Source organism: Devosia sp. Z6_126 (assembly GCF_058133495.1).
In genome coordinates this window covers 49,163-73,000 of sequence record NZ_JBYUNO010000001.1, presented here as the reverse complement: position 1 = coordinate 73,000, position 23,838 = coordinate 49,163, and the positions used below count along the sequence as shown (strand labels likewise).

The 23,838-nt window shown below is 64.3% G+C and carries 21 protein-coding genes and 1 riboswitch; of the genes, 9 read left to right on the top strand and 12 right to left on the bottom strand.

What is annotated here, in order from left to right; genetic code table 11:
• The first annotated feature begins 11 nt into the window (after positions 1 to 11).
• The 3 genes from AC3YOG_RS00370 to AC3YOG_RS00360 all read left to right on the top strand — a co-directional run bounded on the left by AC3YOG_RS00370 (position 12) and on the right by AC3YOG_RS00360 (position 4,932).
• A complete protein-coding gene (locus AC3YOG_RS00370) occupies positions 12 to 1,274 on the top strand; it encodes a M16 family metallopeptidase (protein WP_127752181.1) in 1,263 nt (420 codons plus the stop codon).
• Positions 1,275 to 1,340: 66 nt separating this feature from the next.
• Complete coding sequence (locus AC3YOG_RS00365; protein WP_248305237.1) at positions 1,341 to 1,889, top strand: GNAT family N-acetyltransferase; 549 nt, start codon at positions 1,341 to 1,343, stop codon at positions 1,887 to 1,889.
• Positions 1,890 to 2,049: 160 nt separating this feature from the next.
• Positions 2,050 to 4,932 (top strand): EAL domain-containing protein, encoded by a 2,883-nt coding sequence (locus tag AC3YOG_RS00360; protein WP_489933655.1) that lies wholly within the window; start codon positions 2,050 to 2,052, stop codon positions 4,930 to 4,932.
• 9 nt (positions 4,933 to 4,941) lie between these two features.
• On the opposite strand, the gene AC3YOG_RS00355 is transcribed toward AC3YOG_RS00360, so the two are convergent.
• Positions 4,942 to 5,517 (bottom strand): YqgE/AlgH family protein, encoded by a 576-nt coding sequence (locus AC3YOG_RS00355; protein ID WP_172122582.1) that lies wholly within the window; start codon positions 5,515 to 5,517, stop codon positions 4,942 to 4,944.
• Between the two features lie 129 nt (positions 5,518 to 5,646).
• Between AC3YOG_RS00355 and AC3YOG_RS00350 the strand changes: the two genes are divergently transcribed.
• The 3 genes from AC3YOG_RS00350 (at position 5,647) to AC3YOG_RS00340 (ending at position 7,692) form a co-directional block, all read left to right on the top strand.
• Positions 5,647 to 6,465 carry a protein-disulfide reductase DsbD domain-containing protein gene (locus AC3YOG_RS00350; RefSeq protein ID WP_489933654.1) on the top strand — a complete coding sequence of 273 codons (819 nt, stop codon included), beginning with the start codon at positions 5,647 to 5,649 and terminating at the stop codon, positions 6,463 to 6,465.
• Positions 6,466 to 6,570: 105 nt separating this feature from the next.
• Positions 6,571 to 7,077: a peroxiredoxin gene (locus AC3YOG_RS00345; RefSeq protein ID WP_127752186.1), complete on the top strand. Its 507-nt coding sequence runs from the start codon at positions 6,571 to 6,573 to the stop codon at positions 7,075 to 7,077.
• Positions 7,078 to 7,086: 9 nt separating this feature from the next.
• The gene (locus tag AC3YOG_RS00340; RefSeq protein WP_489933653.1) at positions 7,087 to 7,692 is read left to right on the top strand and encodes a hypothetical protein; all 606 of its coding nucleotides are present in this window, start codon (positions 7,087 to 7,089) and stop codon (positions 7,690 to 7,692) included.
• A 971-nt stretch (positions 7,693 to 8,663) separates the two neighbouring features.
• Here the strand turns inward: AC3YOG_RS00340 and gcvPB are convergent.
• The 4 genes from gcvPB to gcvT are packed head-to-tail and all read right to left on the bottom strand — an operon-like array spanning position 8,664 to position 13,109.
• Positions 8,664 to 10,208 carry an aminomethyl-transferring glycine dehydrogenase subunit GcvPB gene (gene gcvPB, locus AC3YOG_RS00335; RefSeq protein WP_489933652.1) on the bottom strand — a complete coding sequence of 515 codons (1,545 nt, stop codon included), beginning with the start codon at positions 10,206 to 10,208 and terminating at the stop codon, positions 8,664 to 8,666.
• Complete coding sequence (gcvPA, locus tag AC3YOG_RS00330) at positions 10,205 to 11,548, bottom strand: aminomethyl-transferring glycine dehydrogenase subunit GcvPA (protein WP_489933651.1); 1,344 nt, start codon at positions 11,546 to 11,548, stop codon at positions 10,205 to 10,207. The genes gcvPB and gcvPA overlap by 4 nt, the downstream gene beginning before the upstream one ends.
• A gap of 12 nt (positions 11,549 to 11,560) precedes the next feature.
• A complete protein-coding gene (gene gcvH, locus AC3YOG_RS00325; RefSeq protein WP_489933650.1) occupies positions 11,561 to 11,926 on the bottom strand; it encodes a glycine cleavage system protein GcvH in 366 nt (121 codons plus the stop codon).
• Positions 11,927 to 11,939: 13 nt separating this feature from the next.
• Positions 11,940 to 13,109 carry a glycine cleavage system aminomethyltransferase GcvT gene (gene gcvT, locus AC3YOG_RS00320; RefSeq protein ID WP_489933649.1) on the bottom strand — a complete coding sequence of 390 codons (1,170 nt, stop codon included), beginning with the start codon at positions 13,107 to 13,109 and terminating at the stop codon, positions 11,940 to 11,942.
• Positions 13,110 to 13,266: 157 nt separating this feature from the next.
• Positions 13,267 to 13,354: riboswitch (glycine riboswitch) on the bottom strand.
• 149 nt (positions 13,355 to 13,503) lie between these two features.
• Between gcvT and AC3YOG_RS00315 the strand changes: the two genes are divergently transcribed.
• Positions 13,504 to 13,986 (top strand): hypothetical protein, encoded by a 483-nt coding sequence (locus AC3YOG_RS00315; protein WP_489933648.1) that lies wholly within the window; start codon positions 13,504 to 13,506, stop codon positions 13,984 to 13,986.
• Here AC3YOG_RS00315 and AC3YOG_RS00310 read toward each other — a convergent pair.
• From AC3YOG_RS00310 to AC3YOG_RS00295, 4 genes are all read right to left on the bottom strand, one after another.
• The gene (locus AC3YOG_RS00310) at positions 13,983 to 14,264 is read right to left on the bottom strand and encodes a hypothetical protein (RefSeq protein WP_489933647.1); all 282 of its coding nucleotides are present in this window, start codon (positions 14,262 to 14,264) and stop codon (positions 13,983 to 13,985) included. The genes AC3YOG_RS00315 and AC3YOG_RS00310 overlap by 4 nt on opposite strands.
• A gap of 68 nt (positions 14,265 to 14,332) precedes the next feature.
• The gene (locus tag AC3YOG_RS00305) at positions 14,333 to 17,788 is read right to left on the bottom strand and encodes an AAA family ATPase (RefSeq protein ID WP_489933646.1); all 3,456 of its coding nucleotides are present in this window, start codon (positions 17,786 to 17,788) and stop codon (positions 14,333 to 14,335) included.
• Between the two features lie 108 nt (positions 17,789 to 17,896).
• Positions 17,897 to 18,742 carry a DsbA family protein gene (locus AC3YOG_RS00300; protein ID WP_489933645.1) on the bottom strand — a complete coding sequence of 282 codons (846 nt, stop codon included), beginning with the start codon at positions 18,740 to 18,742 and terminating at the stop codon, positions 17,897 to 17,899.
• An 88-nt stretch (positions 18,743 to 18,830) separates the two neighbouring features.
• Positions 18,831 to 19,343 (bottom strand): DUF721 domain-containing protein, encoded by a 513-nt coding sequence (locus AC3YOG_RS00295; RefSeq protein WP_489933644.1) that lies wholly within the window; start codon positions 19,341 to 19,343, stop codon positions 18,831 to 18,833.
• 115 nt (positions 19,344 to 19,458) lie between these two features.
• Between AC3YOG_RS00295 and AC3YOG_RS00290 the strand changes: the two genes are divergently transcribed.
• Entirely contained in the window at positions 19,459 to 20,514 is a 1,056-nt protein-coding gene (locus AC3YOG_RS00290) for an A/G-specific adenine glycosylase (protein WP_489933643.1), read from the top strand.
• A gap of 42 nt (positions 20,515 to 20,556) precedes the next feature.
• Here the strand turns inward: AC3YOG_RS00290 and AC3YOG_RS00285 are convergent, their stop codons facing one another.
• Positions 20,557 to 21,168: a glutathione S-transferase family protein gene (locus AC3YOG_RS00285; RefSeq protein ID WP_489933642.1), complete on the bottom strand. Its 612-nt coding sequence runs from the start codon at positions 21,166 to 21,168 to the stop codon at positions 20,557 to 20,559.
• 132 nt (positions 21,169 to 21,300) lie between these two features.
• Complete coding sequence (locus AC3YOG_RS00280) at positions 21,301 to 21,909, bottom strand: NAD(P)-dependent oxidoreductase (protein ID WP_489933641.1); 609 nt, start codon at positions 21,907 to 21,909, stop codon at positions 21,301 to 21,303.
• 56 nt (positions 21,910 to 21,965) lie between these two features.
• Between AC3YOG_RS00280 and AC3YOG_RS00275 the strand changes: the two genes are divergently transcribed.
• A complete protein-coding gene (locus AC3YOG_RS00275) occupies positions 21,966 to 22,385 on the top strand; it encodes a winged helix-turn-helix transcriptional regulator (protein ID WP_489933640.1) in 420 nt (139 codons plus the stop codon).
• Between the two features lie 304 nt (positions 22,386 to 22,689).
• On the opposite strand, the gene AC3YOG_RS00270 is transcribed toward AC3YOG_RS00275, so the two are convergent.
• The gene (locus AC3YOG_RS00270; RefSeq protein ID WP_172122602.1) at positions 22,690 to 23,823 is read right to left on the bottom strand and encodes a site-specific DNA-methyltransferase; all 1,134 of its coding nucleotides are present in this window, start codon (positions 23,821 to 23,823) and stop codon (positions 22,690 to 22,692) included.
• Positions 23,824 to 23,838 lie beyond the last annotated feature (15 nt).

The window sequence follows — 23,838 nt, the reverse complement described above, 5'->3', positions numbered from 1 at the left end:
GGGAGGATTGCTTGAGCGTACAATCGACGACCCTCGACAATGGCATGGTGGTGCTCACCGACGACATGCCGCATCTGGAAAGCGCCTCGCTCGGGGTCTGGGTGAAGGCGGGGGCACGCAGTGAGCGCAAGGCCGAGCACGGGATCTCCCATCTGCTCGAGCATATGGCGTTCAAGGGCACCAAGGGTCGGACGGCGCTGCAGATCGCCGAGGCAATCGAGAATGTTGGGGGCGACCTCAACGCTGCGACCTCGATCGAACATACCGGCTATTTCGCCCGGGTGCTCAAGGATGATGTGGTACTGGCAGCCGACATTCTCGCCGACATCCTCCAGAACTCGCAATTCGATGACGACGAGCTGACGCGCGAAAAGCAGGTGATCGTCCAGGAGATTGGCGCGGCCCGCGACAATCCGGACGATCATGTGTTCGACCTGTTCCAGCAGGCTGCGTATCCCAGCCAGCCCATTGGCCGCACCATTCTGGGTACCGTTGACTCGGTTCGCGAATTCACCCCTGACACAATCCGCAAATACATGAGCCGCAACTACGTGGGCGACCACATGGTCATCGCCGCCGCGGGCAATGTGGATCACGAGGGCCTGGTTGACGTGGCGCGCCAGCGCTTTGGTGATCTCAAGCCCAATGGGGCACCGGCGCCCCAACGTGCTGAATATCATGGCGGCGAGGAGCGCCTCCTGTCCGATCACGAGCAGGCTCACATCGTTCTGGGTTTTGAAGGGCGCGCCTATAATTCCGACGGCTTCTACGCCGCCCAGGTGCTGGCCTCCATACTGGGTGGCGGGATGAGCTCGCGCCTGTTCCAGGAGGTGCGCGAAAAGCGTGGGCTGTGCTATTCCGTTTACGCCTTCCATTGGGCCTTTGCCGATAGTGGCGTGTTCGGTGTTGCTGCCGCCACTGGGGAAGACGAGGTCGAGGATTTGGTGCCCGTGGTGCTGGACGAACTGCGTCGCGCGACCGAGACCATCACCGATGATGAGGTTATCCGCGTCCGCAACCAGATTCGTGCCGGCCTGCTGATGTCCCTGGAAAGCCCTTCGGCTCGCGCCGGCCAGCTGGCGCGCCAGCAGATTTTGTGGGGCCGTCCGATTCCGATGCAGGAAACCGTTGAGCGCATCAATCGCATCACCGCCCAGCGCGTGCAGGAGGTCGCCGAGCAGTTGTTCACCACAGGGGCACCAACCCTTGCCGGCATCGGTCCGGTCGGCAAGCTGGCGGAAGTCGACGCTATCGGCGACCTGCTGAAGCGTTGAGCCGGCACCATGCTCTGGCCTTGGTCACCTCCGACATCGCCCCTGGCACTGCGTGGCCCAAGGGTGATGCTGCGCCTGCCCCAGCATGGTGATTACGACGCCTGGCATCAACTGCGCCGCTCCAGCCGCGATTTCCTGAAGCCCTTCGAGCCCCGTTGGACCGAAGCCGATCTGGCGCGGCGGGTATTTGCCAGCCGCGTCAAGCGGGCCCGGGAAGAGGCCGAGCAGGGCAGTGATTATTCCCTGTTCATCTTCCACCCCCAGGGCGACCGCCAAGTCCTGGTAGGGGGAATTACCCTTTCCAATATTCGCCGCCGCGCGGCGCAGTTCGTTACCCTGGGCTACTGGATGGGCCAGCAATGGGCCGGGCAGGGGTTGATGACCGAGGCGGTGGGCGTGACCCTGCCTTTTGTCTTCGACACGCTGGACCTCCATCGCATCCATGCCGCATTCCTTCCCGGCAACATGGCGTCGAGGCGGGTGCTTGAGAAGAACGGCTTTGTCGAGGAGGGCTTTGCCGAAAAATACCTGCAGATTGATGGGCGTTGGGAAGACCACGTGCTGTTTGGCTTGGTCAAGGAACGCTACCAGCGGCTGCACTACGGACAGCGCTGATATCCACCGTTGCGCATCAGCAACACTGGGCAAAGCTTGTTCGATTCAGCTTTCCCGGCTACCACAGCGCAATGTCGCCACGCCAAGCCGTCGCCCTTCGCTTCTGAACGCGCCGGACCACTGCCTTAATGCAGCCTAGCGCAGGATATAATCGCCCCTGATGCGTCACCTTATTGCTCTCGCGACCTGCCTTGCACTCGCGCTGTTGGGCCTCGCGCCCGTCGCCGCCCTTGAGGTTATTACCGTCCCCCAGGACGTAAACGCCGTTAACCTTTCGGACGTGGTTCAGCTCCAGCAAGGAAGCGAAGGGCGGGTACAACTGTCTACCGCGCCCGGCGAGGACGGGATTATCCGCCGCATCGAGGTGTTGGCCAGCCAGCAGGGCACCAATCCCAACTGGGCCCTGTTTGCGCTGCGCAATGATAGCGACCAGCAGATCGAGCGGCTCCTCGTGGCCCCGTTCTTCCGTTTGCCAGGCTCGGGCGTGTTTCAGCCGGACCTGGGTAATGAGCGGATCACCGCGCTGACGCCAAGCGCCGGCATTCGCCCGGTGCGGCTGACCGACAGCGAGGCCGATGTTTTCGAGATTACGCTCGATCCGGGTGCGACCGTAACGCTCGTGGCTGAACTGGCTACCGGCGAGCTGCCCGAGCTTTATCTCTGGGAGCCCAACGCCTACCGCGACTATGTGAACTCCTTCACGCTGTTCCGAGGGGTGGTGCTGGGCGTCGCCTCCTTGGCGGCCGTGTTCCTGACCATCATGTTCGTGGTCAAGGGCCGCGGGGTGTTTCCTGCAACGGCCGCCTTTGCCTGGGCGGTGCTGATTTACCTGCTGATCGATTTTGGCGTGCTGGGCCGATTGCTGGGCCTGCCCGCAGGGGCAATGCAACCCATCCGGGCAGCTTCGGAGGCTGGCATCGCCACGACACTGGCGGGCTTTCTTTTTATCTATCTCAACCTGCATCGCTGGCATCTGCGCTTCGTGCATTTGGCGCTCGGCCTGGCGGCATTGTTCCTGGCGCTGTTTGCTTTCGCGTTTTTCCAGCCGGCCATCGCCGCGACGATTGCGCGTCTCGTCCTCGTGCTCCTTGGCGTGTCGGGCTTTTTCCTGATCCTTCTGCTTGCCCTGCGCGGCTATGACCGGGCGGTGCTGCTGGTGCCGACCTGGATCATCATCATTGCCTGGCTGTTTTTCAGTTGGCTGGTGATTTCCGGGCAGGTCTCCAATGACGTGGCCCAGCCGGCGGTGGGCGGGGGGCTGGTGCTCGCCGTCATGCTGCTCGGCTTTACCGCCGTGCAGCACGCTTTCTCGGAAGGGCAGGTGTCGATTGGCACATTGTCGGAGGTCGAGCGCCGGGCGCTGGCACTGACGGGCTCCGGCGACTTTGTTTTCGACTGGAACATCGAGCGCGACCGCGTTTCGGTATCGGATGAACTGGCGACCCGCCTGGGCGAGAAGCGCGGCGCCTTGCGTGGCTCGATCAAGCGCTGGCTCGACCGCGTTCATCCCGAAGATCGTGACCGCTTCCGCACGGCATTCGACACCCTGGTGGAGCTGCGGCGCGGCAAGGTTTCGGCGGATATGCGCATTGCCGGCCATGACGGCAATTACCGGGCCTTCCGGATGCGGGTGAAGCCGGTGCTTGGTGGCGACGGGCAGGTCAACCGCATTGTCGGCACGCTCCAGGATGTCACCGAGGATCGTGCGGCTCGTGAGCGGCTGCTGCATGACGCCGTGCATGATAGCCTGACTGGGCTGCCTAATCGGCAGTTGTTCCTTGACCGGCTGGACCGCGCCCTTGAGCGGGGCCGGACGCCTAATGGAGTCAAACCGGCCGTGTTCCTGATCGACATCGATCGGTTCATGGAGCTCGAAGAACGCATCGGGCATTCGGCCGCCGATTCAGTGCTGCTGGCCATTTCACGGCGCATCGCCCGCATCATGCGTCCACTCGATACGGTGGCCCGCATTACCGGCGACCAGTTCGCCGTGGTGCTGGCCGCGGAGCAAACCGCCGGGCGCATTGCCGAAACGGCCGAGCAGATCCGCAAATCGCTCAAGGCGCCGTTCAATTTCGGCGACCGCGACCTGACGCTAACAGCGTCCATTGGCATTACCATCTATGACAGCGAGCCGGCTACGGCCACCGAAGTGCTGCGCGATGCCGAGCTGGCGATGTACTACGCCAAGCGACTGGGTGGCGACCGGATCGAGGCTTACCGCGCTTCGGCCCGCTCCATCTCGGCCTACAACCGCACCAGCGAGGAGGACCTCGAGCGCGGCATGAAGAATGGCGAGCTACAGGTGCAGTTCCAGCCGATCATGGATATCCAGTCCGGCAAGATCGCCGGTGCGGAGGCGCTGATGCGCTGGAACCATCCAACGCGCGGGGTGGTGGCACCCGAGGAGTTCATTACCCTGGCCGAGCGCTCGGGGCAGATCGAGCGGCTGGGCCGCATTGCCTTTGAGCAGGCGGCCTACCACACACGGGACTGGGTGAGTTCATTGCCCAACCTGTCCGAGGAGTTCTTCGTTTCGGTCAATCTGTCACCGACGCAGTTGGCGACGGAGGCGTTGCTCAACGACATTCGGACGATCCTCGGCCAGAATGCCGGCATTGCCAGCCACCTCAAGCTTGAGCTGACGGAGTCACAGGTGATGACCAATCCCGAGCACTCAGCCTTTGTGCTCGATGCCTTGCATAAGCTGGGGATCGGGCTCGCGCTCGATGATTTTGGCACCGGGCACTCCTCGCTCGGTTACCTTCACCGCTTCCCGTTCGACACCATCAAAATTCCGCCCGACTTCGTGCAGATCAGTGCCGTCAATGGTGCTGGACATACGCAGGGGCCGATCATGCGCGCCATCATTGCGCTAGCCAACGATCTCGATCTCGCCGTGATCGCGGAAGGCGTGGAAACCCAGCCGGAATTGGAGCGCCTGCGCGAGCATAATTGTCGCCTGGCGCAAGGTTTCGTGTTTGGCGCGGCGATGAGCGCCAGTGAATTCACCAAGCATCTGAGCGCCCAGCTGGCGCGCTAGCCCTCAGGGCTAGGCGTGGCCGGCTTCGGTGCTCAGATTGGCCAGGCTCGCATGCATGCTGGCCAGCGCCGCCTCGTAGCGCTGTTCCACCGGCGTTTCGAACACCAGGTCATGGGTAAAGGGGACGGTGAGCCAGCCATTATTGCTGATCTCGCTTTCGAGCTGGCCGGCGCCCCAGCCGCAGCAGCCAAGGGCGAATAGCGCTGACTTGGGCGCAGGACCAAAGGCCATGGCGCGCAGGATGTCGAGCGTTGCCGTCAGGCACACCCCATCGGCAACGGCATAGGTATTGCCGCTCTTGTAGTCGGCCGAATGCAGCACGAAGCCGCGGCCCTTTTCCACCGGGCCGCCGCGCATTACCGGGCGTTCGCGGATGGTGTCGGGCAGCCGGATCACGGCGTCGGGGTCGCCCAGGTCGAGCTCGTCGAGGATATCGGCGAACCGCATCTCGGTGATGCGCTGGTTCACGACCAGTCCCATGGCGCCGTCGTCGTTATGGCCAACGAGCAGGATCACGCTTTTGGCAAAGCGTTCATCTGCCATATCAGGCATCGCGACCAGCATCTGTCCTTCAAGTGTCGTCATAGCGCTATAATAGGCATTCGCCGCGGCACTGCCAAGTTGGGCTGCGTCAGGTTGGCATATCGGGGGCATCACGAAGCCCTGATGAGGCGTCAGCTTTTTCTTCACCTCATCCTGCGTTAATGCCCGCCCATGCAGTGCGCTCCGCTCATCGCCGCTCTTTTTGTGCTCGTCTCGCCCGCCTGGGCTGGCGAAACGCCGTGGCAGGAAGTGGCGCCGGGGGTGAAGCTCCGGCTGATCAGCACCGGCGAAGTGCGGGCCGATGGCTCAGCCATGCTGGGCCTCGAGATCGATATGCCGGCAACCACCAAGACCTATTGGCGGGTGCCGGGCGATACGGGCTTGCCGACCAAGCTCGATTGGACCGGATCGGTGGGCATAATGGGCGGGCAGATCCATTGGCCCTATCCCTCTCGCTCTGAGACCGCGGACTATCTCGACTATGTCTATTTCGGGCCAACGGTGCTGCCCATCGAGGTGATCGTCGATGGCGCCGAGCCGGTGGTCGAGCTCTCGGCCCTGTTGGGCATCTGCTCCGATATCTGCATGCCGGCCCAGGCCCGGTTCAGCCTGCCGCTGAAGCTCGATGCGCCGGACCGGACCAATGGATTGCGCATCCGGCAAGCGCTGGCTGCCATACCCGTTCCCTGGGACGGGTCGGGCGAGCCCATTTCCGGAGTGCAACTGGGGGCCGATGGAGAAAGCCTCGATGTCCGGATTGCCGATCCGGCGGTGGAGCCGGATTCGCTGATTGCCGCGACCGCTTCAGGCGAGCCGCTGTTTGGCAGCCCGCAACGCGGGGCAGAGCCCGGCCTGGTGCTGGTGCCCGTGCGGGGCGAAGATGGCGCGGCCGATCTGCACAACGAAACGATCGAGTTGACCTTCATGACCAGCCGCGGGCCCTATGTGGTGGTTCGCACGGTCGAGGGGCCGCAAACGCCCAAGGATTGAGGAAATCGGGGTTCGCCCTTGTATGCCTAACCAAAGCCGCATATCCCGGTCAGGAAGGTGGCGGTATCGGCCGCACAGACGGCCTGCAATGGAGCAAAAACAGCAATGATCAAGAGTGGCGATGCGCTTCCGTCCGTGCCGGTGAAACTTGTTGGGGCCGAGGGGAGCACTGACACCACCAGCGATGCCGTGCTGGGCACAGGCACGGTGGTGTTGTTTACCGTTCCCGGTGCGTTTACCCCGGGCTGCCACGTCAATCATCTGCCTGGCTTTATCGCCAACGAGGCCAAGCTGCGCGCCCAAGGCGTGGATCGCATTGTTTGCGCCGCCGTCAACGACCACCATGTGATGAAAGCCTGGGCCGAAGCCTCGGGCGCGGTGGGCAAGATCGAGTTCCTGGCCGACGGCAATGGCGAGCTTGCCGACGCCATGGGCCTGAGCAAGGACCTCAGCGTTGCCGGCATGGGCAAGCGCTTCATGCGCTCGGCGCTGGTGATCCGCGATGGGGTGGTACAGATCGTCGCGCCCGAGGAGGGCCCCGGGATCACGGCCAGCGGCGCGCCAGCCATTCTGATGGCGCTGGAAGCGGCCAACACCCCTTCGACGCTCTAGGAGGCCGGTATGCGCAAGATTTCGCTTCGAGCGGCGGGCAAATTCGGTATGCGCGCCGGTAGCGCGGGCGTCGTTGCGGCGCTGCTGGCGGGTTGTTCCATGGGCGGGTTGATGGGCGGCAACGGCACGCCGGCGGCCCAGCAGAACCTGCAGAACGCCACCGCGAGCCCGGCCGCCATGGCCGAGGCGCAAACCAATGCCCTGCCGGCGATTGCCACCGAATGCCCGCCCATCAAGGTGCGGCCGGGCGGGGAAGCCATGTATTATTACGGCAGTGGCCGCACCGGCGATCCGCGCTCACTGCAATATCAGGGCGTGATCGAGGAAAGCTCGCGCAATTGCGTGGTTTCCAATGGTCTCATCACGGTGCAGATGGGTGTGGTCGGCCGCGTGCTGCTGGGCCCGGCGGGCGACCAGAAATCGGTGACGGCGCCGATCCGCTTTGCGGTGGAACGCGACGGGCAGGCCGTGTTCTCGGAGAAATACTCCATTCCCGTGGTGATCACGCCGCCAGCGCAGTCGGCCGAGTTCGTCAAAGTGGTCGAAAACGTCGCCATTCCCTATCTCGGGGGCGAAGAGATCACCATCTGGGTCGGCTTCGATACCCGCGGCTAAGCCAGGCCAAGCTATCACCGGGCGTGCCAAAGCGCCGCCCGGGTTTTTAAACCCTGCGGTTGCCGCTGCGTCATGGGGCGAGATTCGTCCGGGTGCCGGTCGTCCAGCGTTGCAGGATAGAGGTGGAACTCACCTCGCTCCATGTTTCCCAGGGACTCTGTGGTGAAAGACCGTCCTCGGCTTGGACCCGCGCCGACTAGGGCACGATGTGCCCGGTGCCCGGGGTGAGGTCGGGCCAGATCATCCGTCACCGCAGGAGATGGAGCGACCTCCACCTGACCCGGCATTCCCGCACCGACCGTTCGTCGCGACCGCGCAGCTTGTGCGGGAACAGGAGCGATTGTGCCTGAGGTTTTCGGGGGCGGGGATAATTTTGTTGCGGGGCTGGTGCTGGCGCCCTCGCCCTTCGAGGCCGCTGCGCGGCACCTCAGGGTGAGGGCTGGGAGGGGCTGGTGAGTGGGAGTTAAGGTTGGAAAGAGCAGGGAGCTTTCCGGAGCCCTCATGGTGAGGTGCGCAGCGAAGCGTAGCCTCGAACCACGGGGGCGGCCATCATCAACTTGCGAGTTGCCCCACAAAGCGCGTTTGAAGACGGTGCCGCAGGCTCGATTGTCAGGCCGGGATAAGTCGGTCTAAGAGTCCCGGCATCGAGTTCTTGGATAGGCCTGAACCCCCACCCTTGATCCCTCCCCACAAGGGGGAGGGTGTCGACTGAAAAGGCGGTTCATCAAATGGCGGTCTAGCGACGGGCCGGTGCTGCACCCACGCAGAACCGCCACCCTTTCAGCCATTCGGGCATAGCCCTCATGGCCTTCTTGCCTCCCATCGCTCCACTGGAGCGATCGGCCGCGGTGCGGACGGCGCGAAGCCCCACAAGGGGGAGGGTGTCGACTCAGGGTCTGTCCCGCACGCCCACAAAAAAGCCCCCGGCTGGTGCCGGGGGCTGCATTCACGCCGCCGAAGCCAGCAGCGGCTTATTCCGCCGCTTGCGCCAGCTCGGTGGGCTCCCAGCGCAGGATGGGACTGCGGGCGGCGCGGGTTTCGTCGAGCCGACGCCGAGGGGCCTTGGTGGGGGCGGCGGTGAAGCGCTCGCTATTGCCGGCCTTGGCTTCGGTCGCCAGTTCCACCATCACATCGCAGAACTGGTCGAGCGTCTGCTTGCTTTCGCTTTCGGTGGGCTCGATCAGCATGGCGCCGTGCACGACCAGCGGGAAATACATGGTCATGGGGTGGAAACCCTCGTCGATCAGCGCCTTGGCGAAATCGAGAGTCGAAACCCCGGTATCCTTGAGGAAGCTGTCGTCAAACAGCGCCTCGTGCATGGTGGGATGATCGGGGAACGGCACCGAGAACAGATGCTGCAGGCGCGCCTTGATGTAGTTGGCGTTGAGCACCGCATCTTCGGCGGCTTGGGCGAGGCCATCGGCGCCGTGGCTGAGCATATAGGTGAGGGCGCGGACATACATGCCCATCTGGCCGTGAAAAGCCGTGACGCGGCCAAGGGCCTGGTCCTGCACATGTTCCACCAGTTCCAGCCCATCACCGCTGTTGCGCACGAAGGGGACCGGCGCAAAGGGCGCCAGCGCCTCCGACAACACCACCGGACCGGCACCGGGCCCGCCGCCGCCATGGGGTGTCGAGAAGGTCTTGTGCAAATTGATGTGCATGGCATCGATACCAAGATCGCCTGGGCGGACCACCCCCATGATGGCGTTGAAATTGGCGCCATCGCAGTAAAAGAACGCCCCGGCATCGTGCACGGCCTGGGCGATCTCGATCACTTCGGGCTCAAAGAGGCCGCAGGTGTTGGGATTGGTCAGCATGATGGCCGCGACTTCGGGCGACAATGCCGCCTTGACGGCCTCCACATCCACCGTGCCATCGGCGCGAGCGGGCACGGCCTTGACCGAATAGCCGAGGAAGGCGGCGGTGGCCGGATTGGTGCCATGGGCGCTTTCGGGCACAAGCACGACAGTGCGGTGCGCCTGACCGGCAGCTTCCTGAGCGGCCTTGATCGCCATCATGCCCAAGAGCTCACCGTGCGCGCCAGCCTTGGGGGAGAGGGCCACAGCGGCGGTATTGGTGAGGGTCATCAGCCAATGGCTGAGCTGGTTCATCAGCTCGAGCGCGCCCTGGACGGTGGAAACCGGCTGGAGCGGGTGGATGTCGGCAAAACCGGGCAGCCGCGCCATCTTCTCGTTGAGGCGCGGATTGTGCTTCATGGTGCACGAGCCCAAGGGATACATGCCGCTGTCGATGGAGTGGTTCATGCGCGAGAGGCGCACATAGTGGCGCATGGCTTCGGGCTCGGTGAGCCCGGCAAGGTCAAGCTTGGCCTTGCGGCCAAAACCGCCCAAGCGATCACTGGCAAGCTCCACCTCGGGCAGATCGACCCCTGAATGCTCGGTATCGCCGATCTCGAACAGCAGCGGTTCATCGGGGATGAGTGCCGAGCCAGAGGCGCTGGTGCTGCCGCCGGTGCCGATACCGGAGGGCCGACCCTGATTGTTCATGCTCATGCCAGTTCCTCCGTCAGAGCCGCGGTGATGGCGGCGATATCGGACTCGGTGGTGAGTTCGGTCGCGGCCACAATGATGAGATTCTCCACCTCGGGATCACCCGGCAGTAGGCGGCTCGCGGGCACCCCAGCCAGGATTCCCCGATCGGCGAGCCGCTCGACAAGGCCAGCAGCCGGCTGGGTGACCCGGATGGTCATCTCATTAAAGAAGGTCGCATTGAGCACCTCTATGCCTGCAATCCCGGCCAGTGCATCGGCCAGCCGCATCGCATTGGCATGGTTGAGGCGGGCCAGGCGCACAAAGCCCGCCTCGCCCAGGAGCGCCATATGGATGGAGAAGGCCAGGGCGCAAAGTCCGGAATTGGTGCAGATGTTGGACGTGGCTTTCTCGCGGCGGATGTGCTGCTCGCGGGTGGACAGCGTCAGCACGAAGCCGCGATTCCCGTCGGCGTCAACGGTTTCGCCGCAAAGACGACCCGGCATCTGGCGAATGAATTCCTTCTTGGTCGCCATGAGCCCAAGATAGGGGCCGCCATAGTTGAGGGCATTGCCGATCGACTGGCCTTCGCCAACGACGATATCAGCACCCAGGGCGCCGGGCGCTTCGATGAGCCCCAGTGACACGATTTCCGTGATGACGACGATCAGCAGCGCGCCCTGGGCATGGGCGGCATCGGCGGCCGCCTGCAGATCACGCAGATGACCGTAGAAGTCGGGGGTCTGCACGACGATGGCGGCGGTTTGCCCATCGATATGGTCGAGCAGGTCGCCCTGGCCCTCGGGGGAGGGGGACAGGCAAAGGAGATCGGGATCGTCCTTGAGATAGGAGCGGACCACGTCGCGATATTGGGGATGGAGGCCCCCCGACAGCACGATCTTGCGCCGGCGGGTGAGGCGGCGGGCCATCAGCACGGCTTCAGCCGTGGCGGTGGAGCCATCGTAAAGCGAGGCATTGGCCACATCCATGCCGGTGAGCTTGGCGACCTGGGTCTGGAACTCGAACAACATCTGCAGGGTGCCCTGCGAGATTTCGGGCTGATAGGGCGTATAGGCGGTGAGCCATTCCGAGCGCTGGATCAGGTGATCGACCGTGGCGGGCACATGATGGCGATAAGCGCCGGCGCCGAGAAAGAACGGGCCATCCCCCGCGGCATGGTTCATGCCGGCAAGCCGGCGCATATGCGCCTCGACCAGATATTCGGGGCTGTGCGCGGGCAGGTCGAGATCAAAGGATTTTAGGGCACCTGCGGGCACGGCGCTGAACAGCGCCTCGACGCTCGTGGCGCCGATTACATTGAGCATGGCGGACCGTTCGGCCGCCGAATGGGGAAGGTAGCGCATGAGGGAGTCCGCCTAGAGCGTCAGTTCGGCATAGCCGTCGGCGTCGAGCAGGGTGTCGAGCTCGGCGGCATTGGCGATAGCGATTTTGAACAACCAGCCTTCGGCTTCAGGATCGCTGTTGATGAGGCCGGGCTGGCCGGAAAGGGCCGGATTGACCTCGGTGACGGTGCCCGACACCGGAGCATAGATCTCGGACGCGGCCTTAACCGATTCCACGACGGCGGCTTCGGCGCCCTTGGTCAGCTGCTTGCCGACTTCGGGCAGCTCGACAAAGACGATATCGCCCAGCTGATCCTGCGCATAAGGCGTGATGCCGACGATGCCGGTGGTGCCTTCAACGCGGATATATTCATGCTCGGGAGTGAATTTGGTGGTCATGGGAGAAGGCCTCTCAGCTGGCTATGGCTTTGCGGAAATAGCGGTGGGGAACGAAGGGGGTCGGGACGACCTCGGCGGGCTGGTTGCGGCCGCGCACGGCAACAAGGAGCCTCGTGCCGGGTTCGGCATGGGCGGGCGGCACAAAGCCAAGGGCGATGGCCTTGCCCAGCGATGGCGCAAATCCGCCGCTGGTGACAACCCCGATGGGGGCGCCGGCGGCGTCAAGGATTTCGGCCCCTTCGCGTGCCGGGGCCCCTTCAACGAGGAGCCCCACACGCATGCGGCTCAACTGCCCCTCGCGTTCAGCGAGGATGCGCGCGGCGCCGGGGAAATCAGCCGCTTCGCGGCGTCGCTTGCTGACGGCAAAGCCGAGCCCCGCTTCAATGGGGGAAATGGTGGGGTTGAGGTCATGCCCGTAAAGCGGGAGCCCCGCTTCGAGGCGCAGGCTGTCGCGGGCGCCAAGGCCAATCGGATTGACGCGCTCGTCGGCCACCAACTGGTCCCACAGGGCGGGCGCGTCAGCGGCGGGTACGAGGATTTCAAAGCCATCTTCGCCGGTATAGCCGGAGCGCGCGACAAGGAGCTGCCCGTGTGCCCAAGGGAAGGCGGCAAAGGTCATGAAGCCCAGCTCCGCGGCGCCCGGGACGAGCGCGCCGAGTACGGCAACGGCTTCGGGCCCCTGCAGCGCCAGCAGCGCATGATCGGCATCGGCGCGCACGAGGGTCGCGCGATCACCGGCGGCCGCTTCGATGCGGGCGAAATCGGCGTCCTTGGTGCCGGCATTGACGACGATATAGAGTTCGCCGCCCGCCTGGGACGAGCGGGCGACCATCAGGTCATCGAGCGCGCCGCCTTGCTCGTTGAGCAGCAGGGTGTAGCGAATCTGGCCCGGCTTGAGGCCGAGGATGTCGCCGCAGATCAGGGGCTCGATGATCGCCGCAATGGCGGCATGATCCGCCTCGGCATCGCCACTGGGATGGTTAAGCCGCAAAAAGCTCGGGCCCATATGGCTGACATCGAAGAGGCCGGCATGGTCGCGCGTCCATTTGTGTTCGGCCATGATGCCGAGCGGGTACTGGACGGGGAGATTATAGCCGCCAAAGGGCACCATGCGCCCACCGGCAGCGAGGTGGCGCTCATAAAGCGGCGTGGTCTTGAGAGCTTCGGCGGCGAGTTGGGCCATAAACGCATCCCGGAAAATGAACAAGGCGACACGACTGCATCCGCCCTGCGGCGAATGGCGTGCCCCCTCTGTCCTCGACACCTGAGAGATTTCCCGGCTGAGCGCCGGTTGCTCCTTCGGTGGGACCGCAGCGTGCGGTCCGCTTTCCAGAGTTATCGCGTAAACTGCGGTCCTTTTGCCTGAGAGTTTCCGGGGCGGTTGCTCCTTCGGCGCTGGAGAAACCCAGTCTCTCCCGCAGTGGCGGCAACATGCTGGAGATTCTCGGAGCCGTCAATCGACTCCTTGTGTTGGTCCCGGCCATCGCAGAGCGGTGATGGAGCCAGCGCTACAGGCAACGGGTTTTGCCAGCACGCTACGCGGGCGCTAGGGTGCGGCGAGCTTGGGGAGATCACCGATGCAAAGCCTTGGTCCTGTTGCACTAGCCGTGACGTTGATCGCAAGCCTCGTGCTGGTGAGCAGGGCGGCGGAACTGGCGCCGCTTGTCGGCATGATCAATCCGCAGAGTTTGCCGCCTTACCCATCGGAGGCGGCGGAGCAATCCGGGCTGGATGATCTCTCGCCCGCCCTCAAGCGCTGCATAGCTGTTTATCGGCTGCATTATGCCTTGCAGCAGCAGGGGCAGGGCGCCACGGATGATCCGACGATCTATGCGCCCGAAGATGGTGCTTTGTTCCTTCAGGTGGCGAGCCAGCAAGCGCAGATCCCGAGCATTACGGCGGCGGTGGCGCAGGTGGCCGGGGAAATCGAGCCGATCCTCGCCGCTTATACCGATCGCGTAGTCGAGAACATCAAGGCGGGAACGCCGGCGGTGGACGAGCTGATCGCTGGCGATCTGGAGCAGTGCCGCGCCGTGGCGGTGGCGCTCAAGGCGTCCTAGGCGGGCCCGCGCCGGCCCCGGATTGGATCACCGCACCAGGGGCAGCAGGCAATGGAGACCCCTTCGTTGAGCGCGAAGAACCCGTCGCCGCCGACGGGGAGGAGATAAAAGAGATTGCTCGCCTGCTCGCCTTCGCCCACGAGCGCAGTGCTCACAAAGATCAGTTGGTCTTCCACGGCCTGGGCCAATTCCCCGCATGAGCAGACTGGACGCTGGGCCCAGTCGAACTGGCCCCAGACATCGTCCGCACTGACCTCAACCCGCCTCAACTTATCCATCTCGCACTATCTCATGCACTTCGCCGCAGGGACAACCCCTGGGGCCTCGCACGGGTTCACGGCGAGCGCTAGACGGCTTCGAGGAAGCTTTCGGCGGTGCGCAGGTCGACCGAGACGAGCTGGCTGACGCCGCGCTCGGCCATGGTGACGCCGAACAGGCGATCCATGCGGCTCATGGTGATTGGGTTGTGCGTGATACACAAGAACCGCGTTTCGGTGCGTTCGCGCATGGAATCGAGCAGGTTGCAGAAGCGCTCCACATTGGCGTCGTCGAGCGGGGCGTCCACTTCGTCGAGCACGCAGATGGGCGCGGGGTTGGACAAGAACACCGCAAAGATCAGCGACAGCGCGGTCAGCGCCTGCTCGCCGCCTGATAGCAGCGTCATGGTCGCGGGCTTCTTGCCGGGCGGGCAGGCGATGATCTCAAGGCCAGCCTGGAGCGGATCGTCGCTTTCCACAAATTGCAACTCGGCGGTGCCACCGCCAAACAGGGTGGTGAATAGCTCGCGGAAGTAGCCGTTGACGCGCTCAAAGGCTTCGGTGAGCCGGGCGCGGCCCTCGCGATTGAGCACGCCAATGCCGGTGCGCAGCTTGGCGATGGCCTCGATCAGGTCATTGCGATCCTTGACCATGGCGTCGAGCCGAGCCTGGGTTTCGACCGCTTCGGCTTCCGCCGAAAGATTGACCCCGCCCAGCCGGTCGCGCTCGGCGCGCAGGCGTTCGAGCTTACTTTCGGTATCGGCTTCGGCGGGTAGGGCCTGGTGCGGCTTGATGCCCGAAGCTTCAAGGGTGCGGCTGGCGGGGATGCCGAGGGTTTCCTGCACCTGCCGCTCGACGGCGCGCAGGCTCGCCATGTGGCCATTGAGGCGCTCCTCGACGCGGGTGAGCTCGATGCGCACCTCGGCCAGGGCGGCGGCGGCGCTCTTGTGGGCCGCATCGGCTTCGCGCCAGCGGGTTTGGGCGAGTTCAACCTCGTGCCGGGCCGCCTCGTGATCGCGGCGGGCGTCCTCAATCTGGCGTTCAAGCTTGCTGCGCTGTTCGGCAAAGCCATCCGGGGTTTCGTCGCTGCCGTCGAGCTGCGCCTGCGCTTCGGCGCGGCGCCCCTCGAGGGTTTGCAGTTGGGCCAGCGCCGCATCGCGCCGGCGCGCCCAGTTGGCGGCTTCCCCTTGCAACTGGGCGAGCCGGCTGTCGCGCAGGCGGGCATCGGCTTCGAGGCTGACGAGGCGGTTGCGGGCGGTTTCGGCGCTGTCGCGCAGCTCGCGCAGACGGCGCTGCCGGCTTTGCGCCAGCGCCGCCCTGTCGGTGTCTTCGTCCAGTTCGGCCAGCGCGTCGTCCGCGTCCTCGCGACTGCGCTCGGCCTCGATGATAGCGGTGGCGAGCTGGTTGCGCGCTGCTTCGAGCGCGCTGCGCTGGGCGGCCAGATCCGCCAGGGCCCGTTCGGCAGCGTTGACGCCATCCTGCGCCTGGGTGACCGCGCGCTGGGCTCGGCGCCAGCCTTCGCGGCCATCGCGCTCATTGGTGCGCGCCAGATCGAGCGCGGCATTGAGGGTTTCCACCTCGCGCTTCCAGCTGTTGCGCTCGCCCTTGGTGCGGGTGATGTCGGCATCGAGTTCGGCCAGGCGATTGCGCTGCGCGAGGCGCTGCGCCGCGGGGCTCGGGGCATCGGCGGCGGCGACAAAGCCGTCCCAGCGCCACAGGGCCCCATCAAGGGTGACGAGGCGCTGGCCTGGCCGCAGCGCCTGCTGCAGATCGGCGCCATCGGCGGCATGGACCACCCCGATCTGGTCGAGCCGGCGCTTGAGCGCGGGGCTGCCCGCGACATAGCGCGAGAGCGGCTCGGCGCCCTGGGGAAGGGCAGGATCATCGGAGCCATCGAGCGCCTCACCCCAATGGAGGGGCGCTTCGGGATCGGTGGAGGCTTCCAGATCATCGCCGAGCGCGGCGCCAAGGGCGGTTTCAAAGCCGGGCTCGACCTGCAGGTCGTCGACCACGGCGCGCCACATGCGATCGGTGAGATCGAGCATTTTGAGGAGGGTCGAGGCTTCCGCATCGAGCGCAATCAGCGCTGCTTCAATGGCCTGAAGGCGCGGCCGGGCGACGTCGATCCGGGCCTGGGCGGCAAGGGTGGCCTGTTCGGCGGCAAGGGTCGTCCGTTCAGCTTGCCCGAGGGCCTGCTGTGCGGCCCGCAGGGCATTGCGTTGCTCAAGCAGGGTCTGGTCGGCCTCTCCACGCGCATGGAGTGCGGCGGCGTCGCGGGCCAAATCGGCGGCTTGTGCCTGCAGCTTGGCGACCCGACGAGCAGCGTCTTCTAGATAGCGCTGGGCGGCGGCGCGGCGGGCTTGTTCTTCGGCCAGGGCCTGCTCGGCCACACGCGCTTGTGCTTCCGCTTCGATGACCTCGGCGCGAACAGCCTCGGCAGCATCTTGGGCTTCGGCCAAGGCCTCAGCAGCGGCTTCGGCTTCGCTTTCGAGGCGCTCGGTTTCAGCCTGGCTCGCCTCGAGCGCTGTCTCGCTGTCGCGCAGCTGTTGTTCTTCGCGCGTGCGGTCGGCGGCGAGTTGTTCCAGACGCCGTTCCAGTTCGGAGCGTCGTTCGTGGCTGCGCTGTTCCTGCTCGGCCAGTTGCTCGGCCAGGATGGTGTAGCGCTGCAAGACGGCCGCGGCGACCGAATCGTGCTCGCGCAGGGGCTCGAGTGCGGCTTCCGCCTCGTCGCGCAATTCCTGGGCCTGCCGTTCCTTGCTGGTCGCGTCACCCAAGCGGCGGATCAGCACCGCCTGGTTGGCTTCCGATTCCTTTTCGGCAAACACCGCTGCGACCCAGCGCAGATGGAACAGCGTGGCTTCGGCGCGGCGGATATCGCCGGAAAGGCCGCGATAGCGGATGGCAAGACGCGACTGGCGCTTGAGCACGTCGAGCTGAGTTTCCACCTGGGCGGTGATGTCATCGACCCGCTCAAGGTTCTGCTCGGCGGCGCGCAGGCGCAGCTCGGCCTCGTGACGGCGCGAATGGAGCCCCGAAATGCCAGCGGCTTCCTCGAGCAGGGCGCGCCGGGCGGTGGGCTTGGCCGAGATCAGCTCGCCAATCTGGCCCTGGCGCACCATGGCGGGGGAATGCGCGCCCGTGGAGGCATCGGCAAAGAGCAGCTGCACGTCGCGCGCGCGCACTTCGCGGCCATTAACGCGATAAACCGAGCCGGCCTCGCGCTCGATTCGGCGGCTGACCTGGAGCTCGTCGGCGGTGTTGAGGGCGGCAGGGGCGGTGCGATCGGAGTTGTCGAGCACCAGCGTCACTTCCGCCGAATTGCGGCCGGGCCGGCTCCCCGAGCCCGAAAAGATCACATCATCCATGCCCGAAGCGCGCATGGCCCGATAGGAGCTTTCGCCCATGGCCCAGCGCATGGCTTCCACGAGATTGGATTTGCCGCAGCCATTGGGGCCGACAATGCCGGTGAGCCCCGGCTCCATGGCAAGCACCGTTTCCTCGGCAAAGCTTTTAAAGCCATGCAGGCGAAGTTGGGAGAACTTCATGGCAGGCACACCAGGACGCGCCGGCCGCGGTCATTGAGGAAGCTTGGCAGTAGACTGCGCCCAGGCTTCCCGATCCCACCTAGGGAAAGGGAAGCCGTGGGCAAGCAATCAGGGCGCGGCGGGAGCGGCAGGCGCCACGGGCGTGGCAGCTGGAGCCGCAGGTGCCGCGGTCGGAGCCGCTGGAGGAGCAACGGGGGTTGCGGCCGGTGCTGCCGGCGTAGCAGCAGGAGCTGCCGCAGGAGCGGGCTGAGCCGCAGGTGCTGCAGCGGGCTGGGCAGGAGCTGCGCCGTTGCTTGGCGTGAAACCGGCGGGCACCAGCGCGTCGACTTCAGCGGCCAGCTGTTCAAGCGTTTTGTCGCCGGTGAGCGTCTTGCCGTTAACATAAAAGGTTGGTGTGCCTTCGAGTCCAAACTCGTTGAGCGCCTGCTCACGAATGGCTTCCATCCCGGTGAACAGGGCTTGATTCGTCAAGGCAGCATCAAAGCTTTCCTGGGTAAAGCCGAGCTGGGTGGCGATTTCGAGGATCGCGTCGCGCGGGGTTTCCGAAGTGCCCCAGTCCTGCTGGGTACGGAAATAGGTGCCGATGACATTGTGGTAATTCTCATCACCCGAGGCTTCGGCGAGCATGAAAATGGCGGCGTCGAGCACGTTGCGCACAAATGGACGCAGGATGAAGCGCACCTTGCCCGTGTCGATATAGGCTTCCTTGAACGGGCCATAAACCGTGTTGTGGAAGGTAGCGCAGTGCGGGCAGGTGGGCGAGGCATATTCGATTACGGTAACTGGTGCGTCGGGATTGCCTAGCACCTTATCAGCGATGCCGCCGGCCGGAGCGAGCAGCTTGGCGGTATCGACCATTTCGCCTTCCGCCGCGCCGGCGCTCGAAATGCCACATACGCTGAGCGCGGTGGCAGCGGCGGCGAGAACAATGGTGTCACGGCGGTTTAACTTCACGGCGAACGCTCCTGTTTTTGTTTGGGCGACACTATACGGGCGGGACGTGTCGGCAAGTGGGCATAGCTATCAACTGGGGGTGAACACACTATTTGCGTTTCGGCTCCGCTTGCACGGCCAGTTGCAGGCCCAGCATCCGCAATGCTTCACGCACGCCTTCATCTTCAACCCCCGCCACCGCGGCGCCAATGCGCGCCTCGACAACCGGGTCTGGCGGAGGGGGAGGAGGCGCCTTTCCAGCTGAACCGGAGCTGAAGGGCTCGGCCGACAGCCTGACCTGGCCCACCAGCACATAGCCGAAATAACGATTAACCGCCGCAGCAATGGCGGGGGCTTCATGGGCCAGCATCAGCGCATGGCCGGGCTGGCAGCGCAGGTACAGCGTGGCCCCGTCGGCACTGCGCTCGCCGCGCGGCCAGCTGAGCTTGTCGGGGATCGCCACGGTGTTGTAGGGGGCGGGCGCCATGGCGCGCCAATGCTCGAGAATATCGCGGCTGGCAAAGCCGCGTTTCTTGAGCACGGGATCGAGCGCCCCCGAGATCGCATCGGCAACGCTGACGGCGCGGTTGCGGCGCTTGGGTTCGGTAGGGGGCTTGACCATGCCGGCAAACTAGCTTCCCGACAAGGCAGCGGCAAGGCCACCTTCCGGCGATTGCTGGCGCCGATGTGACCAAGGCGGCCTTGTCGCAGGCGCCGCGGCAGGGCAAACGGAAGGCATGCAGCTTTCCCATTCCCGCCCCGTCGATGCCGCCGCGGTTCTGTCCTGGTATGACCGCAATGCGCGCGACCTGCCCTGGCGCGTCAGCCCGGCCGAGCGGGCGCGTGGGGTGCGGCCGGACCCTTATCGGGTTTGGCTGAGCGAAGTGATGCTGCAGCAAACCACCGTGGCGGCGGTGAAGAGCTTTTTCCTGCGGTTCACGAGCCTGTGGCCCACCGTCTTCGACATGGCCGACGCGCCGCTCGACAGCGTGCTCAAGGAATGGGCGGGCCTCGGGTATTATGCGCGGGCGCGCAACCTGCATGCCTGCGCCCAGGCGGTGGTGCGCGAGCATGGGGGCGTCTTTCCCCCCAGCGCCGCGGCCCTGCAGCAACTGCCCGGCATCGGCGCCTATACCAGCGCCGCGATCGCCGCGATCTGCTGGGATGAGCGGGTGCCGGTGCTCGATGGCAATCTCGACCGGGTGCTGGCGCGGTTCTACGCGCTGCCGGTGCCGGTGCGCGAGGCCAAGGAGGAATTGCGGGCGGCGCTTGGCACAGCGGTGCCGGCACGGGCCGGGGATTTTGCCCAAGCGATGATGGATCTGGGCGCCACTATTTGTGCGCCGCGCGCGGTGCTCTGCATGCTGTGCCCGCTGCAGGAGGGGTGCGCCGCGCTGCGCACCGCCCATCCGCTGAGCTTTCCGGTCAAGGCAGAAAAACCGGAGCGGCCGGTGCGGCGGGGGCATGCTTTTGTGATGCGGGACGGGGCGGGGGATGTGTATCTGCAAACCCGGCCCGACAAGGGGCTGCTGGCCAAAATGAGCGAAGTGCCGGGCTCCCCTTGGGGCGAGGCGTTGGCCGAACCCAGCTACCCCGCCCCCGGCGACTGGCGCCACCATGGCCAGGTAGTGCATGTGTTCACCCATTTCCGGCTGGAACTGGAAGTGTGGTCGGCAACAGTGGAGTCCGACGGGCTTGACAGCGGCTGGTGGAGTTCACCGGCTGATCTGCACGGGGAAGCGCTGCCAACGCTGTTCCGCAAAGTGCTCGCGGCGGCGATGGAGGGGGCTTAAGCGGCGGCCATGGATAGTTCGCCTAGGCCGGAGCCCTGCACTTCACAGCCATCCATTGGCTTTCATGATCGGTGCAAGCAGATCGAGGTTCCGGGTGCGCTCGGCAGCCGCTGCGATCTTCGGGCAATTCGCCTTGAACCAGTCCTGTCCCGGTCTCCACGAGACCATGGCCGCTAGATAAGCATCGAGAACCGAGACGTTCTCGCCCATGACAAAGGGGCCGACAACTTCGCCTTCCAGCCACTGATACAGGTGCTGACGTTGAGCATCACTGGAGGCGCGCAACTCGGACGGGGCGGAAGGTGCCCAGCGTTCGGGGTAATCGCCATAGGTGAATGTCGGGTAGACATTGGCGACCAGCCAGATCAGCAGGCGATAAAAGCGAAGGCGCTCCGGCGTGTCTTGGGGCGGTGCCGGCTGCGGTGCCTGATCAATCACCATAAGCGCGATAGCTGCGCTTTCGGTGATGACCTGCCCGGTTGCGAGGACCAGGGTGGGTATCTGCGCCAAGGGATTGGCTGCGGTAAGCGCATCGCGCGACGCACCGGGCTGATCGAACCCGATGACATCGATAAGTTCATACTGCATGCCGGCGAGCGTAAGCATCGCCTCCGCAATGCCCGAACCCCAGCCGCGCACTCCATAAAGCTGCATCCCGTCGTCCTCCCGTTTCCGGTTGCTCAGCCGGTGACCTAGCTGACCTGCAGGTTCCGCTCCATTGTGGGAGCATGGGTGGCACGATTACCAGTGAGCAGCAGGCGGCCCGCGGCAATTGCTACAGCGAAATCAGTAGGCGGCAGTGAACCGCACGCGACTATGCCGATGTTGTTCAAGTTCGTCGACCATGGCGATTGCATAATCCGCAAAGCTGATTTTGCTGACACCAGCCTCATCAACAACCAGCTTGTCATCGCCCAGGCGGTAGTGATCTAGACGCGGGCCAGCAAAAAAGTCAGCGGCCGGAGAGAAGAAGATCCAGTCGACATCTTTCTCGGCACGAAGGTCTTCAAGGAAGGTGATGCCACCCTGCACAAAGGGTTTCGCTTCATCGGGAAAGTCGGGCGCATCGATAAGCCGTACACCTGGTGCAACTTCCAGACTGCCTGCGCCCCCGGTGAACAGTACCCTGCCTATTCCGGCCTGCTTGACGGCAGACAATAGAGTTGCGGCAGGCACGTCGAAGCGCAAGGCGCTGATGACGGCGTCACTTCCAGCGATGACCTTAGAAAGCGCTGCAGGATCGAATGCGTCAGCACTGACTGCGGTTACTTCCGGAGCACGGGGCACGGCATCCGGGTTCTGGTCGACTGCGAGCACCGCGTGCCCCCGGCGTGCAAGCTCCTTGGTGATTTCCGAACCGGCGCGTCCGCTTGCTCCGAGTACTGCGATTTTCATTTGTCGTCTCCTGTGGTAGTAACCATTGGAAACTTAGTTATAGGTAGAAACGACACATGCAAGACGGCACTTTCACCACATCAGGTTACGCCGGGGAAACCCGAACGGCACGCGGAACCGTCTTTGCCAGTGACTGTTCGACACGAAAGCTGCTCGACCGCATCGGTGACAAATGGAGCGTCCTGATCCTGCTTGTGCTGGGAGATTCAGAAGCCCGGTTCAACGAACTGAGGCGGCAAATCGGCGGCATTTCGCAGAAGATGCTAAGCCAAACCCTTCAATCGCTTAGACGGGACGGGCTCATCACCCGCGAGGTTGAACCTACTACGCCGGTAACGGTCACCTATGCGATTACGCCCCTTGGCCGTGAACTGCTGACCGCATTGCGCATGATGATCGATTGGGCAGAAACCAGGCTGCCGGAGGTTGAGGCGGCGCAGCGTCTTCATGACGGGGCCTCGCAGTCGTTGGATTGATAAAGTCTGCGTGACTGGCTGCCAGCGCCGTGGCCGAAAGATGCCGGGTCCTTCGCCTGACACATGTCAGCGGACGACGGCGTGAACGAAGCTGCATCAAGGGCACGGACCGTCGCCTTGCGTGTGTTGTTCTCTATGGCGATCCCCAGGAAGGGGTCTATGCAGGGTTTATCCCAGCATCAGCCATGAGCGCTCCGGTGAGCACAACTGGGAAAGGCCCCTCCGAGAACCCCGGGCAAAGAAAAAGGCCGCCGGTTTGGAACCAGCGGCCTTGAAGTAGAGCCTGAATGATTGGAGGTCAGGATCAGGCAGAAAGCAAATCAAGTTTCGCGCGGATATCCGCCCGAAGGTCGTCGATGGGAGCGATATGGCCCCCTTGTTCGTAATGCCAGAAAGTCCACCCGTTGCATGCCTCGGCGCCCTGCACCAGCGCACCCACTTTGTGGATGGAGCCCTGATGGGAACCCGAGACGAGCGAGCCGTCTGCACGAACCATGGCGAAGTAACGTTTGGTTAAGTCGAAAAGTTGCGTGCCCGGTTCAATCATTCCCTGCTCGACCAGCGAGCCAAAGGGAATGCGGGTTTCCTTGCGCTTGGGCGTGACCGATTGCAGGGCTTCAAAGACACCCGGCCGGATGGTCGCGATGCGGTTGCGCGCGGCATCCACATAGATCTGCTCGCGCTCGATGCCGATGAAATGGCGCCCGAGCTTGCGCGCGACAGCCCCCGTCGTGCCAGTGCCGAAGAATGGGTCAAGCACGATGTCGCCGGGCTTGGTGGTGGCATTGAGAATGCGGAACAGGAGGGCTTCGGGCTTTTGTGTGGGATGCACCTTGCCGTCGTCCTCGCCCTTGAGGCGCTCATTGCCGGTGCACAGCGGAAACAGCCAATCGGAGCGCATCTGCGTGTCGTCATTGGCGAGCTTGAGCGCTTCATAATTGAAGGTGACGCGGCTTTTCTGGTTCTTGGCCGCCCAGATCAGCGTTTCATGGGCATTGGTGAACCTTGTACCCCGGAAATTGGGCATCGGATTGGCCTTGCGCCAGATCACGTCGTTGAGCATCCAGAAGTCGAGATCCTGGAGTGCCGCGCCAACGCGGAAAATGTTGTGGTAGGAGCCGATGACCCACAGGGCGCCATCGGGCTTGAGCACGCGGCGCGCCGCCGCCAGCCAGGCGCGGGTGAAACGGTCGTAATGGGCAAAGCTGTCGAACTTGTCCCAATCATCGTCCACCGCATCGACGCGGCTTTGATCGGGACGGGTCAGGCCCGATTCCAGCTGCAGATTATAGGGTGGATCGGCAAACACCAGGTCCACCGAGCCAGCGGGCAGGCTGTTCATATGGTCGATACAATCGCCCACAAGAATGGTGTCGATGGGGAGACGCCTTGGCTCCTCCGCAAAGGCCGGTTCGGCCCGACGCGCGGTACGCAACATACACTTAACCCTAAC

Excerpts from the sequence above, each read along its gene's own strand:
- AC3YOG_RS00365 (WP_248305237.1), top strand. The coding sequence starts at position 1,341 with ATGCTGCGCCTGCCCCAGCATGGTGATTACGACGCCTGGCATCAACTG.
- AC3YOG_RS00360 (WP_489933655.1), top strand. The coding sequence starts at position 2,050 with ATGCGTCACCTTATTGCTCTCGCGACCTGCCTTGCACTCGCGCTGTTG.
- AC3YOG_RS00355 (WP_172122582.1), bottom strand. The coding sequence starts at position 5,517 with ATGACGACACTTGAAGGACAGATGCTGGTCGCGATGCCTGATATGGCA.
- AC3YOG_RS00350 (WP_489933654.1), top strand. The coding sequence starts at position 5,647 with ATGCAGTGCGCTCCGCTCATCGCCGCTCTTTTTGTGCTCGTCTCGCCC.
- AC3YOG_RS00345 (WP_127752186.1), top strand. The coding sequence starts at position 6,571 with ATGATCAAGAGTGGCGATGCGCTTCCGTCCGTGCCGGTGAAACTTGTT.
- AC3YOG_RS00340 (WP_489933653.1), top strand. The coding sequence starts at position 7,087 with ATGCGCAAGATTTCGCTTCGAGCGGCGGGCAAATTCGGTATGCGCGCC.
- gcvPB (WP_489933652.1), bottom strand. The coding sequence starts at position 10,208 with ATGAGCATGAACAATCAGGGTCGGCCCTCCGGTATCGGCACCGGCGGC.
- gcvPA (WP_489933651.1), bottom strand. The coding sequence starts at position 11,548 with ATGCGCTACCTTCCCCATTCGGCGGCCGAACGGTCCGCCATGCTCAAT.
- gcvH (WP_489933650.1), bottom strand. The coding sequence starts at position 11,926 with ATGACCACCAAATTCACTCCCGAGCATGAATATATCCGCGTTGAAGGC.
- gcvT (WP_489933649.1), bottom strand. The coding sequence starts at position 13,109 with ATGGCCCAACTCGCCGCCGAAGCTCTCAAGACCACGCCGCTTTATGAG.
- AC3YOG_RS00315 (WP_489933648.1), top strand. The coding sequence starts at position 13,504 with ATGCAAAGCCTTGGTCCTGTTGCACTAGCCGTGACGTTGATCGCAAGC.
- AC3YOG_RS00310 (WP_489933647.1), bottom strand. The coding sequence starts at position 14,264 with ATGGATAAGTTGAGGCGGGTTGAGGTCAGTGCGGACGATGTCTGGGGC.
- AC3YOG_RS00305 (WP_489933646.1), bottom strand. The coding sequence starts at position 17,788 with ATGAAGTTCTCCCAACTTCGCCTGCATGGCTTTAAAAGCTTTGCCGAG.
- AC3YOG_RS00295 (WP_489933644.1), bottom strand. The coding sequence starts at position 19,343 with ATGGTCAAGCCCCCTACCGAACCCAAGCGCCGCAACCGCGCCGTCAGC.
- AC3YOG_RS00290 (WP_489933643.1), top strand. The coding sequence starts at position 19,459 with ATGCAGCTTTCCCATTCCCGCCCCGTCGATGCCGCCGCGGTTCTGTCC.
- AC3YOG_RS00285 (WP_489933642.1), bottom strand. The coding sequence starts at position 21,168 with ATGCAGCTTTATGGAGTGCGCGGCTGGGGTTCGGGCATTGCGGAGGCG.
- AC3YOG_RS00280 (WP_489933641.1), bottom strand. The coding sequence starts at position 21,909 with ATGAAAATCGCAGTACTCGGAGCAAGCGGACGCGCCGGTTCGGAAATC.
- AC3YOG_RS00275 (WP_489933640.1), top strand. The coding sequence starts at position 21,966 with ATGCAAGACGGCACTTTCACCACATCAGGTTACGCCGGGGAAACCCGA.
- AC3YOG_RS00270 (WP_172122602.1), bottom strand. The coding sequence starts at position 23,823 with ATGTTGCGTACCGCGCGTCGGGCCGAACCGGCCTTTGCGGAGGAGCCA.